This is a genomic window from Paenibacillus sp. Soil522 (genome assembly GCF_001428245.1).
GTDB lineage: Bacteria > Bacillota > Bacilli > Paenibacillales > Paenibacillaceae > Pristimantibacillus.
The window spans coordinates 99,208-112,085 of sequence record NZ_LMRV01000029.1 but is presented as its reverse complement, the minus strand read 5'-3'; the positions used below and the strand labels follow the sequence as shown (position 1 = coordinate 112,085).

Sequence of the window (12,878 nt, the reverse complement as noted above, 5' to 3'; positions counted from 1 at the left end):
TCCACCTCGCGATGGACACCCTTGCCTTAAGCTATGGCTACTACTGCCTTCACCATTCGGGACTCGAACCCTAGAGATAGCGCCCATGCTGGGCGCACACAAAAAAAAGAGCCCCCGGTTTCCCGGAGGCTCTTTCTTTCTAGATCAACTTCTATTATTGAAGTTGAGTGATAACGATAGCGCCTACTTCATTGTATGTTCCGCCAACAACAGTTCCAGTTGTTGTGAAAGCTACTGTGTAGTGTGTACCAACAGTTCCAGTTCCAGCGAAAGATACTGCGTCGAAACCAGCTACGGATACAACGCCGTCTTTATCGATTACGTAGTATTTCGTGTTAGCAGTTGCTACGTGATCAACAGTTCCGATTTTGAAAGTTTTTGTAGTAGTGTTCACAGCGCTGATTTGCGAGTTAGCAGCAGCAGCAGTAGCAACAGCTGTAAGTGTTTCGTAACCAACAGTTGCAGGAGCGGAATCAGTCAACGATACGAGTTGTTTAGCAGCTACTGCAGTCATGTAAGCAGCGTTGCCAACTACGTATGTTTTCTCTTCGCCAGCAACATTCAATTTCACGCTGTAAGTCGAACCGGAAGCTGTAACAGCTTCAGTTTTCGAAACGAACAGACCGGAAACTTTAGCAAGCTCGGAGCTAGCTTCGTTGTCTTTAGTCAATACGATGAACGAAGCGTTGATGCTGTCGTTAACGATGACTACTTTATCGTTTTTAGTGATGTTGGAAAGAGCGCCAACCGAAACGTTGTTGTTAGCAAGGTCAAGACCGTTTACTACAACAGTGTTCGAAGTAACGTTGTACAGGGAAGCTGTTTTGATAGCAGAAGCCGAAATTTCAGTAACGTCTGCAGAACCAGCTACAGTCAATGCTTGTGGTACAGTGATACCTGTCACTTTACCAGCAGCGTCATAAGTGAATTTGGCGATGAAGTCAGCATCGCTATCAGCAGCTGCATAAGTTGCAGCCAGGTAAGCTACTTCTTTAGTGTTAGTTTTCAAGGAGAAGAATTCAACTTTATCCTTAGTCGACACTTGTACGCCGTCAAGAACAGCTACGTTGTCAACTACTTTAGTGATTACGCCGTAAGCATCAGCGCCTGCACCAGCAGTTACAACAGTTGCTTTAACGATTTTGTTATCTTTGTTAAGAATGTAGTTGTATTCAGTACCGATTACAAGGTTAAGAGCCGAAGCTTCTACGTAGCTAGTGCCGTTAACAACATAAGCTTTGTCAGTGCCAGTAGTAGAAGTCGAAGTCACTTTACCAGTTGCTGTTTTACGAGCAGCTTCGATTGTAACAGCTTTTGTACCGCTAGCTACAACATCGATTACATCGTCTTTTTTCAGGTCAGCTGCAGCAGCAACTTTACCGTCAAGTTTAATAACTGTGTTCTCATCTACAGATACAACGCCGCCATCGTGAGTGATTTGGGCTGCACGGTATGCTGTTTTTGCATCGTAGCTTACGAACAATTTGTTAGTTGCAGTGTACTCAGTAACAACTACTGCACTTACTTCGTTGCCAGCAGCGTTAAGGATCAAGGATACGTTAGCGCCTGCAGCGATGTCTTTGTTAGCAGCAACAGTAACAAGCGCACCGTTTTTGATGAACAAGAAAGCAGGAGCGATTTGGTATGGAGTAGTTACGCCATCCAAAGTAATTGTGCCAGCATCAGTAAGATCTGCTGCTGCGACATTGTTTTTGCCAGTTGCAACTTTAGCTGCATCTTGTTTGTCAGAAACTGCTACTACGTTACCGCCAACTTTGATTACAGAAACTGTACGGCCAGCAAGCTCAGAAAGCTTTTTGCCGCCAGTTACAACAAAGTCTTTAGCAACTGTGTGTAGTACACCACCAACACGGATTTGTGTGCTGTTGTTTTCAAGAGCTGTGTTTTCCAAAATGCCTGTTGTTACTGCACCGATTTGTTCAATCAGCGTTTTAGCCGGCACCACATTACCGAGGTTACCGTCTGCATCGTATTTAACCAATGCATCGTCAAGTGTGTTGGATACCAACTGAGCTACAACACCACGGTTAGCTGTTTGGCCTTTAGTGATGTCAACACCTTTGAACATGTTGATTTCTTGCGAGTTAGCTTGCAGCAATACGTTATTAGGCCATGTGCCGGAAAGGTTAGCGTCTTTGTAACCAAGAGCACGAACCAATACCGCTACTACTTCTTCAAACTTAACTTTGTCGCTAGGACGGAATTTTTTGTTATAGCCTTGAACCAATTTTTTAGCCTCTGCCACGTTTATGTAGCCAGTGTACCATTGGTTTGCTTTAACATCGCTGAAGTTAGGCTTTTGAGATTTCAAAAGATCAGCGTTGCTTGCGTTACCAGTTGCAATAACGATTACTTTAGCAAGTTCTGCGCGAGTAATGTCGTTGCCTGGTTTGAAAGTACCATCTTCGTAACCGTTGATAACACCAAGTGCAGTTAGTTCTTCAACCGCTGATTGTACTGGCTTGCCCACTACATCAGACGGTGTTGCTGCAAAAGCTGTAAGAGATGTTGGAAGTACTAGCGCTGTCGCCAATACCATAGATGCTATTTTTTTCTTCATAACCTTTATTTCTCCTCCTCTAAATACGTGCGGTTGTTGAGAGTTTTGTTTAAATAGTGAATTGCTCTTTTCCCTCATAGCCGATTCACCCCCTTTCCAGAGTTGAGCATAGATTTGATATAAATGATGTCTACGGTCATGATAAACCCATTTGTAAGATCATGTCGTAGAAACTTGTAAATAAAGAGAGAAAAATGCTAGAGTTGCTACGCACTACAACATTATACAATGGGCGACCCCTACCGTAAAGAGGAAGTTGAGAATTCATTCCAATTCGTTTCCAATTGGGATAGGTCCAGCGTATCAGTTTGTGCGTTTGTAGATGCGTCATGTATTTAAACGCACCGTTGCGGAAAAAGTTGCGATCTTTTTGAAAAAAGTTTTTAAATTTTTTCTTTCAATAGTATGTACTAACTTTGTAACCGCTTTGTTAGTATAACTTGTTTTCATAGAACCCGTCGACGCGTAACTTTTTCCATGGATAATGTTTCACACAGCGTAAAACCGCCGTGGTTTCAACAAAAAATCCGGCTGCAGAACACGTCTGCAGCCAGATTTTTCTAATGTCGAATATTTGTCAGCCGATGCTCGGAAGCTTCTTCAAATCCGCCAAAATACGAGCTACGATAATGGCTGCGTCAGAACGCAGCAGATTTGATCTTGGCTCGAATACCGAGCCGGCTTTCGGATTGCTTGGATCGACCAGAGAGCCGAGGATGTACTTTTTCTTTGCGATGGCAAGAACAGAGCTCTTCGAGTAGTAATTGACGCTTCCCGCATCCTTAAACGTCTTCTCCAGATCTTTGTCAATCTTCTTTGAATCGGTAGCCACCTTCAAGTCTAACGCTCTCGCGATAATAACGGAAGCCTCTTCTCTCGTTAAACTAGAGCTCGGCTGGAACGTCCGCGGACCGGTTCCGCGAATGATGCCTTCTCTCGCTGCGGTTTCCACATATCTATAATCCCATAATGCATCCGGGTTAATGATTGCCGGCACATCATCGAAATGCGGCTTGCTTAGCTCATAGTTGAGCGGGATATCAAGCGCCTTAACCATCATTCTCGCGAACTCGCCGCGCGTCACGAAAATATTGGAGCCGAAATCGTCAAAGCCCGCAGCGTTCATGATCCCTTTGGAGTAAATTGCTTCAAGGAAGTTTCTCGCATAAGGATGTGTTGTCACATCCGTGAACGTGTACACCATTTTGCCGACTACATAATAACCGAATTTATTGAATGGAACGGTAACCGTATTTTTCTTCACGTCAACCGTACCGCCAATGTTTTCCCAATACTTAGCTTTTACGTCGTAACGGTATACGGTGATGATTGTCCCTATGCTGTCCTTCATATTCGGATCGAAGGAAAGCGTCAATGTCCCCGTCTTTGAAGTAATCAATTCGCGATTGTCAGGACGCTCGTCGTAGGTCGGGATCTTTGTTCCGCCCTTACCAGTCGCATTCGGGAATTGATAAGGATCCACCCCTCTGGTCAGAGGATCGTACGCGTTCAAGGTTGCCGGATCATCCGCTAAACCTGCGTCAATCCAGTATACCGGACTTGCTTTGGTGAAGCGTGCAGGATAAGAAAGCCTGAATCTTGTCCCAAAGCTTTCTAAAATAATATCAAAGTTTGGCGGCAGCGGCTCAAGCTCGCGGCGGTCAACGACACCATCCTCGGCATTCGCGATAGCAAACAATAAATTGTGGCCCGTGAATATCTGGTTTTTTAGCTCTCCAGGTACGTTAAAATCGGTTCTGATAAGCGTTGTACCTTTCGCAAACTTCAAATTGAGCGCTCCATCGAAAATTTTATGGCTGTTCGCCATCATTTCCAAATACTGGGCTCCCGGAATGTTAGTCGGCGCATACGTGATATCCATACTGCCTTGGACCTTATCATTTGCGCTCGCGATGACAAAGTCGATTTTGTTCTTGCCAACCTTGAGCTTATTGACGAATACGCGATACGTATTCTTATACAATTGTTCTACCGTTGCAGGGTTATTGTCGGAATCGAAATCGATTTTTTCCGCCAGCTGTTTGTTAATTGTGATCGTTTCCGCTCCGGGAGCATCGATAATGACTTCCACATAGTTTTGGTTGACGATGCTCTTATTAGGCAAGATCGGACGAAGAATGGTATATGGCAGCGAGGTCGGATCAACCTCTAGACGAAACGCTCCTTTTGGTCCCGTCTCGCCGTTATTGAAGACGGTAAACGTATATACGCTTGAGCTGCCGTCCGAATTTAGTGCTTGCCCGGTTAAAATGAAAGAAAATGTTTTGCTTAAAATATCGTATCGGACAGAGAGCCTCGCCACATCGTTATTTGCTGTATTGTTAACCGTTCCGATAACGGCAGGTCCTCGCATAATAATCAGCTGTTTGCTCAAGTCCCAAACGATAGGATTCGTGAACGAGCTGCTTTCGATTTTCAAAATATACTTGCTCGGATCGGTAAGGCCATTGGCAGGAACATCCATTTGATCAAGTTTGCTTTGGATATTGCTGACGATGGCAGCATCAGTTGCGCCAGCAGCGATAAAATCAATAAAATCAAATGTCCCGAATACGTTCATGTTCGCTTCATTCGTCGTATAAATGCCGCCGCGATTCACAAAGCTCGGATCATTTGGAACCGGTTCGGTATACTGGGCCCCGTATGGATAAATCTTCGTTCCATCAACCGGTATGACCGGCAGGTTTGTTGGAATAAGAAAAAGCTTGATCGTTTTCTCATATGAGTTTTTGCTGCCCTGAAATACGAATTTGATCTCATTCTCTCCGCTGAATAAGGCATCAAATGCCTTTGTACGTTCTGCAGCACTATCTAGAATCATGAAGCTTGTAGCCGGTCCGTTAGTTGTTTGTTTCTGAAGCTTGATCGGCGTATTGTTTACATAGAAAAATACGGTTTGAGCCTGATTGTTAGCAAAGTCATAACGTACTTCGGAAGTATTATTGATATTATTGAGAACGCCTGTGAAATCGCTCAGCGTAGACGTGATGGCCTCTGCAATACGTTCGGTTTTCAATTTATTCGTATCGTCGTAAACGGTCATATTATCAAACACACTTGTGTAGCTGACGTATGGACCAAACAGCATCGTGAACTTCACCTGCTTCGTTACCCCGCCTACATCCAGAGTAACCGTTTGGGTGCCCTCAAAAGGCAGCTTTTTGAAAATAAGAATTTCACGTTTGTATATCTTTCCATTTACGTTCACGAATTTGTTGGCAAGCGTCGATGATACGTTTTCGATGTTGCTTACATCCGTGTAGGTATATCCTGTTGCCGATGCATTCGACACATTTTTGATATTCGTTACGGTTACTATTCCATCCGCGCTGTTCATGGCTGCGTTTCCGACAAGAACCTCCATCACAAAAGGTACGCTATAAAGATTAGCGCCTTCAAGCGGCGTTCCTGTCAATGCTTCTCCGTTACCTGTTCGATATCCGCTTAAATAGTTGATATCTTCGATAAACTGCTTGCTGGCATCCTGCAGGGAAAAGCCCATTAGACCCGTTCCTTCGTCAACAGGCGTCTGTCCAAGCGCAGCTTTTTTTGCATTTTGAGCCGTTAATTGAATGTTATAATCCTTTTCGAAGACTAGCGCATGGTTCGCCCCGATAGGTGTTGTAAATTCATAGATGAAAAACGCTTCCGTTCCGTTATAAGTGCCAACTGGAGTAGCTGCCGGAACCGACGCCGGAGGAGCTGCCGGCTGCGCAAAGCTGATGCCTCCGCTGCCAGTAATCGTGTATTTAATCGGTATGTTTTGCGCCGGATTCGGATGAGGCTCAAGCGTCCCGTCTGCCGGTACTGAATCATCCTTTAAATAGTTAGGAACGATGATTTTACCGGTTACGGCTGCCGAGCTCGTATTGGTCACAAGCAAATTCGGACTATACTCGAGCGGTTCAGATCCCGGTGTTACACCTGCTAATCCATTCAAGTTCACATCATAGAATGTAACCCCGCCATTATAAAAGGCAACCTCCCGAGTTGTTTCTACGGTTTGGTTGGCATTGTTCACTTTAATTGTAACTAAGTTTTTACCCTTCTGGAGCGTAATCGGAGATGCCGCGAACTGAAACTTGTTCGAGCTGTTCACGGAATAGGTTTTACTGCTGCCGTTAACGTCAACCGTGACCTGCTGTGCGTTAGGAGCAATGCCTGTAATGCTGATGTCTGCGGATTGACGGCCTGCAGACGCTGTTGAGTGAACAACCGTAGTGCCCGTTTCTTCGATATTGAATTTGTTCCCGTCTAATTGAGCGACCAAATCATAAAAAACAGGCCCGTTGTGATATTCGATATAGATCGAATTTGTCACTTCGCCGCCGCCCTGAATGCCTTTGAACGTAATCTGGTTCAGACCAGGAAACAATTCCACGTTATATACTTGAATGTTAAAGCCGTTGATATAAATGTTGCTTGTAATGTTTTCGCGCTTTGACCCAATCTGATCATCGGCCGGATCATCATTGCCTTTGTTATTGATGATTTGTGTAACGCTGTAAGATACCGATGATGGGTCTACCCCCGTAATTGAACCCGTTAAGGTGAGACTCGGATCCGTTGTTACTCTCGCTTGCGTTGATAGATCCTTCTCTGCCGGGAAGCTGAAGCTGCCTGCTGCGGCTGTGGCCACTTGCGACAAACCGAACGGCGGCAACAATGTAATCAACAATGCCAGCGTCAGCGCTAATGATAGAATTCTTCTCAAAACAATGTTCCTCCTTTATGTATATGACGAGCATAGGTATTTAATAGCAGATGAAGTGAAGACCGTGCAGCTTACTTATGAATAAACCTTCCTCCCTTTTCCTATTTAGTCAGCTTTCGTTCGATTTGCAGCAAGTAACTCTGACCGCAGAAAAGTTCTGTACAGTTGTTATCGGTATTTGGCTTCAATTTTTTTAGTTATATAACCCATTTTGAACAAAAAAAAGAGCCCTGTTTCCCTTGCGGGATCCAGAGCTCTTGTTTATTTCGAACGGGATTCGGCATCCAGTTTAAGACGAAGCCTCATTCGGCCTAGGAAATTAATAAGCGGCCTGCGCGTTTTATCGACAATACCGATTACCTCTGCCCCAATTTGCAGGAAGAACATCAGCATACAAATAACGGCAAAGGTGATCCAGTTCGCTGCGCTTGATTGCACGACAGCCGATTGCACGATTGCCAGTGCGCCGAATATCGCAGCTACACCCCAAATGATTAGGACGGTGCGGCGGTGACTGAAGCCAAGATCGCGCAGCCTGTGATGCAAATGACCTTTGTCCGGAGCGAAAATCGGACGCTTGTTCACCCAGCGGCGAACAATTGCAAAGAATGTATCCGAAAGCGGTACGCCAATGATGAGCAGCGGCGTTACGAATGATACGATCGTAACCTGCTTAAACCCAAGCATCGAAAGCGTTGCTAAGCTAAAGCCGAGAAACAGCGAGCCTGAGTCACCCATAAATATTTTTGCGGGATGAAAATTAAATACGAGAAATCCGGCGATTCCTCCGAGCAGCAATGTGCTGAGCAGGATGACCGGTTGAAAGCCCATCAGTGACGCCATCACAACAATCGTTGCGATCGCGATACCGGATACGCCGGCTGCCAGACCGTCCAATCCGTCGATCAAGTTGATCGCATTCGTTACGCCGACTATCCACACAATTGTGAGCGGAATACTGATCCAACCGGCAATCGGCTGCATCGTTTCGCCGAATGGAATGTTGAGCAGGTCGATCTTTACGTCAAAGCCGAATACGACAACGCATGCCGCCGCGATTTGGCCTAGAAGCTTTACTTTCGCTGACAGCTCAAAGCGGTCATCAAAAGCGCCTAAAATAATAATCATTGTGCCGCCCACAAGCAGGGCGTTGATCATATTTGAATCCTGTGGACGGAGCAAGCCGTCCGGTATGAATGGCGATAAGATAAAAAACGCGCCAACGAATGCAATATAAATAGCTAGACCGCCAAGACGCGGCATAATGCGCGTATGTACCTTGCGGTGGTTTGGTTTGTCTATTGCGCCTACTTTGAAAGCGAATTTCTTAACAAGCGGCGTCATCGCGATGGCGAGAACAAGAGCGATAATAAATCCAATTGAATACAGCAAGCCAACCGGCATGTGTGCAACTCCCCTTTTCATTCTACCGAAGAGAATTATACTCCGATTGAAAAAGAAATTCCAACCCCGTTTTCAACCATTTTCACGGTTTTAACGAGAATTTCACGGCGTAGACCGAGGTTTTGTTACGTTTTCTTTGTCGCGAACCACTTTCACTACGAATTTCGGCAAAACAAGCATTCTTTTATACCTTTTTGGCTCTTGAAGCAAGCGATAAAACCATTCAAGACGCAGTTTTTGGAAAATAATAGGCGCACGCTTCAGTTTGCCTGATACAACGTCAAAGCTGCCGCCAACGCCCATAATGAGAGGTACGCCCAGCTTTTGCTTAAATTTAACAATCCATGGCTCCTGCGTATCCGCTCCGCGCGCCACGAACAATAAGTCCGGCGCTGCCGCCCGAATCGCTTCCACTACTTCCTCATCCTGCTCCGGGCCAAAAAATCCGTTCCGGCAGCCGACGATCCGCACCTGAGGATATTGCAGCTGCAGCTTCTCGGCCGCCGCTTCAATCACCTCTTGCGAGGTGCCAAGCAGATAGGCCTTCCATTTGCGCGATTCGCCCTGCTGGAAGAGGCGATGCATCAGATCAAACCCTGTCACCCGTTCCGCAACCGGATTGCCAACGTACTTGGCAGCCCATACGACACCGGCGCCGTCGGGGACAATAAGATCCGCACGCCGGATCATCGCACTGTACTTCGAATCCTCGATTGCCGACATGATCATGATCGGGTTAGCCGTGATGACATGCATCACCCGTTTTTCTTCTATAGCAGCTGTTAAATAATTGACTGTCTCATCCATGCCCGCTTTAGAGAACGGGATGCCGTATATCGGCACAGTCGGTAGTCGTTTCAACAAGAGGAAATCACCTCGATATATGATGACGCAATAAATGAACGATTTGTTGCGCCGGTTTTTGCGATTGTTGTTTTAAAAGGTCGATTGCCGCCTTGTGCTCCGCTTGCCAGCCGGCCTTATCAGCCAGCAGCGAGCATGCCGCCTCTGCGAACACTTCCGCATCAAGCCAATCCGTTGTGCCGATCGCTTTCAGCCCAAGCCGATTAAGAAACTGATCGATCTTCGGGTCGTAAGAGAGGCCAAGCATAGGAACCATTTGCCCCGCGGCGTAAATAAGCGCATGGAGGCGCATGCCGAACAAAGCGTCGCACCGGCTGACCTCCAGCAGCATTTGCTGGGGGTCGTCGCCGGGTGCGGCCAGCTCGGCGGTTGAGCCTGAGCCGAGCCGGCCGCGCAGCCGTTCCATCACCTGCTCCGACGTTTCCGTGTCGGAGGGGGTGTGGAACGGCAGGAATCGCAGCCGTACAGGCAAACGCTTCGACAGCGCGGTTAGCGCTTCGGCGGCGCGAGCGAGGTCGGCGCCGTCGCTGCGCCAGCGGCGCAGCGATACGCCGATGAGCGGCGGCTCTTCCGCGCGCAGTGCCCCGGCGGCTTGTCCAGCCGGCGTGATGCGGCGAGCGGTTTTATGCGAGCCTGCCGGGAGCGGCAAGCCCATGACCGGATCGGGCACCACGTCGATCCGCTCCGCCGGTACGCCGATCCGTCCGAGCAAAGCGGCGGATTCGGCATCGCGCACAGACACATAGCTGCTACGCTTCATCACTCCGCGAATTAATGGGTCCATCCAGCGGCGGTTCACAGGTCCAATGCCCTGCGAATAAGCAAACGTCGGCTTACCGAGCAGCTGCGCCAGCTTCATAACGCCTGTATAATAAGGAATTGTCTTGGCGCTTGTAGCGTCCTGCAGGAGGCTACCGCCCCCGCTAATTAAACCGTCGCTGCTCCGCAGTGCTCTGAGCAAATCAGCCGGATGCATCCTCCGGACCGATTCAACGCCGTACATCTTGCTTGTCCAAGCCGGATCAGCCGACAAGACGATTGGCTGAATCTTAACGCCTTGCGCCCTGCCTTCTTCTTCTAATGCAAGCAGTATCGATCTGAGCACCGCTTCGTCACCGCTGTTGCTGAAGCCGTAGTAGCCCGAGATAACTATTCGACGTACTTGCGAATGATTGCCGGTGCCCATTTACGTAATGCCCCTTCCACTAGCTGCCATGCCACAATCAAAATACAGCCTATAATCATACCTATGCCCAAACCGAGCAGTACCCGAATCATCGAAATGTACAGCGGCGTATGAAGATGTGCGAACGTATCCACCATCGAAAGCTGTCCAATCGAGCCGATAATAATGAGAAGCCATGCCGCGCGGTAGCGCAATGACAAGAAAAGCCCGAGCAATAATAACGGATGCGCCAATAGAAACTCCTTGAAACGCGGTCGCACGCCGAACGTTGACTCCAAAAAGCGGCGGATAACGAGTTCAACGGCGGATACTTGTCCGGTATTGCCTGTACGCGAAAGGTAGTAGTAGCCAATTATTCCGACGACTGCCGCCAGAATGATCCAAGTCACTGTAATTGGCTTGGTGAGCAGCTCGCGAAGCTTACCGGCCGTCAGCTGACTGTTATAGAAAAATACATAAACAGCCACGAGAGCAATTGGAGCGAGATGCAGCAAGCTTACACCTCGGAACTGCTCTAATACTAGATTGTACGTAATGTTGTTCAACAATCCGAATACAATCGGAACAGCCGTAAGCGAGATTAGCGTCGCCACGATAAACCAATTTAGAGCTAACCCAAAGCGCTTTCCTGTAGACAAAGCAGGAAACAGCCATTTCATCCGGCTGCCGTTATCAGATACGGCACCCGGATGATGCGGCGTTTGTCCTTGCTGACTGCGGCCGACCGACCAATCTCCTCCGCCAATTACGCGTCGATCCCCAACAGTACGCGAGTAAATTCGATTCATGACCCATACGAGAGCTAACGTAGGAGCTGCAATAGCTGCGCCTAACGCAAGGCCCTGCTCCATGATTGAGCTGTTAAGCTTGTACAAGCCGGCGCTGCCGAATAGACCGATTACAAAAACCGGAATATAAACGCCAGGAATAAATGCACCTGCCAGCAGTGAAATGAGAGCGATTGCCCCTAATGCAACGATTGCCCGAACCGGCTTATTCCATGAAGGCGGATCATAAACGAACGGCTTCGGTGAACCCGGTGTAAAGCCTGCTTTTGTAAGCTTAGCGACAACGCCGTCTTTCCCGCTCATCGCTTCGCTAAGCTTGTCCAAGGAATGAACGATTTCAGCTTTATCGATACTTGACTCAACGTTCCCATTCATGAAAAACATGCGGATATTGCGATCCTTCGCCGCCAAAAGAAAACGGTCGGCTATAGCGCCTGGCTTCATTGTCATCCCGTCGTTATCCGACAAGGAATATAACCGAACTACATTATAGTTTGTAATATATGCTAATTTATTTATACCTTCTTGAGGTTCTTTCAAATTTTCTATCGCTGCGACGCCCATATCGTAATTATTAAGCAGTTCACCGAACTGATACAGGCTGTTATCCATCGCTTGATCAGAGGCGCCCTTCACTTTATCGCCGTCAAATAACACGCGGTTTACGCCGTATTCCTTCAATTTTGCAAGAAGCGCATCCGTTGCCGTCTGATCATAAGGCTGAACGCGGTCGGATAAACGCGGCAAAATGCCGAACCCTGCGTCATGTATCGTCTGCAAGGACATCGGATCAAAATCCATCGTTTTCATAATCGCTTCCGCAATCGGCATCTCGACAACAATACCGCTGCGGCCGCCGTATGACCAATCCCTGTATGCAGCCTCCGCACGATCAAAAGCCTCACGCACGATTGGACCGATCATCTCTGCCTCTTTGGTTCCGTTAAATAAAATATAAGTAAAGTTTTGACCTACCGGTTCGAACTTGCCTTGCAGCAGCGCTGCGTCTCTAGAGCTGTAATAAGACAATCTGCCCGAGAGAAACAGCTCCTTCAGCGAGCTCTCATAAACAGCCATGGTCGTAATGCCCGATTCCTTCAGCATGGCCAATTTCTCTGTCAGAAAAGCCTGCGGTCTGGCCTGCCGCTCCGCAATCTCAATAATATCCCGGTAGTCAAACACGTATTCTACTTGTTTCGATGACTTTTCCATGTCCATTCGGACGGCGCCGAGCGGCATTGCTGCCGCTACGCCGATTAATGCAATGACCCACAGAACAAATCTGGCCCGCCTATTCCATTGCTGCCAACGTAAAAACAC

The 12,878-nt window shown here is 47.5% G+C and carries 6 protein-coding genes; all 6 read right to left on the bottom strand.

Annotation, left to right across the window (positions count from 1 at the left end):
• Positions 1–154 precede the first annotated feature (154 nt).
• Positions 155–2,659, bottom strand: a complete 2,505-nt coding sequence (locus ASG81_RS07020) for an S-layer homology domain-containing protein (protein WP_056631035.1) — start codon at positions 2,657–2,659, stop codon at positions 155–157.
• A 499-nt stretch (positions 2,660–3,158) separates the two neighbouring features.
• A complete protein-coding gene (locus ASG81_RS07015) occupies positions 3,159–7,316 on the bottom strand; it encodes an S-layer homology domain-containing protein (protein WP_056631032.1) in 4,158 nt (1,385 codons plus the stop codon).
• Between the two features lie 261 nt (positions 7,317–7,577).
• Positions 7,578–8,720 (bottom strand): glycosyltransferase family 4 protein, encoded by a 1,143-nt coding sequence (locus tag ASG81_RS07010; protein WP_056631029.1) that lies wholly within the window; start codon positions 8,718–8,720, stop codon positions 7,578–7,580.
• Positions 8,721–8,822: 102 nt separating this feature from the next.
• Complete coding sequence (locus ASG81_RS07005; RefSeq protein WP_155971292.1) at positions 8,823–9,527, bottom strand: WecB/TagA/CpsF family glycosyltransferase; 705 nt, start codon at positions 9,525–9,527, stop codon at positions 8,823–8,825.
• Positions 9,528–9,591: 64 nt separating this feature from the next.
• Complete coding sequence (gene csaB / locus ASG81_RS07000; RefSeq protein WP_056631027.1) at positions 9,592–10,770, bottom strand: polysaccharide pyruvyl transferase CsaB; 1,179 nt, start codon at positions 10,768–10,770, stop codon at positions 9,592–9,594.
• Positions 10,734–12,878 carry a DUF5693 family protein gene (locus ASG81_RS06995; RefSeq protein ID WP_056631024.1) on the bottom strand — a complete coding sequence of 715 codons (2,145 nt, stop codon included), beginning with the start codon at positions 12,876–12,878 and terminating at the stop codon, positions 10,734–10,736. The genes csaB and ASG81_RS06995 overlap by 37 nt, the downstream gene beginning before the upstream one ends.

What these genes read in the sequence shown, in the direction of transcription:
- ASG81_RS07020 (WP_056631035.1), bottom strand. Translation starts at nt 2,659, where the DNA reads ATGAGGGAAAAGAGCAATTCACTATTTAAACAAAACTCTCAACAACCG.
- ASG81_RS07010 (WP_056631029.1), bottom strand. Translation starts at nt 8,720, where the DNA reads ATGCCGGTTGGCTTGCTGTATTCAATTGGATTTATTATCGCTCTTGTT.
- ASG81_RS07005 (WP_155971292.1), bottom strand. Translation starts at nt 9,527, where the DNA reads ATGGATGAGACAGTCAATTATTTAACAGCTGCTATAGAAGAAAAACGG.
- csaB (WP_056631027.1), bottom strand. Translation starts at nt 10,770, where the DNA reads ATGGGCACCGGCAATCATTCGCAAGTACGTCGAATAGTTATCTCGGGC.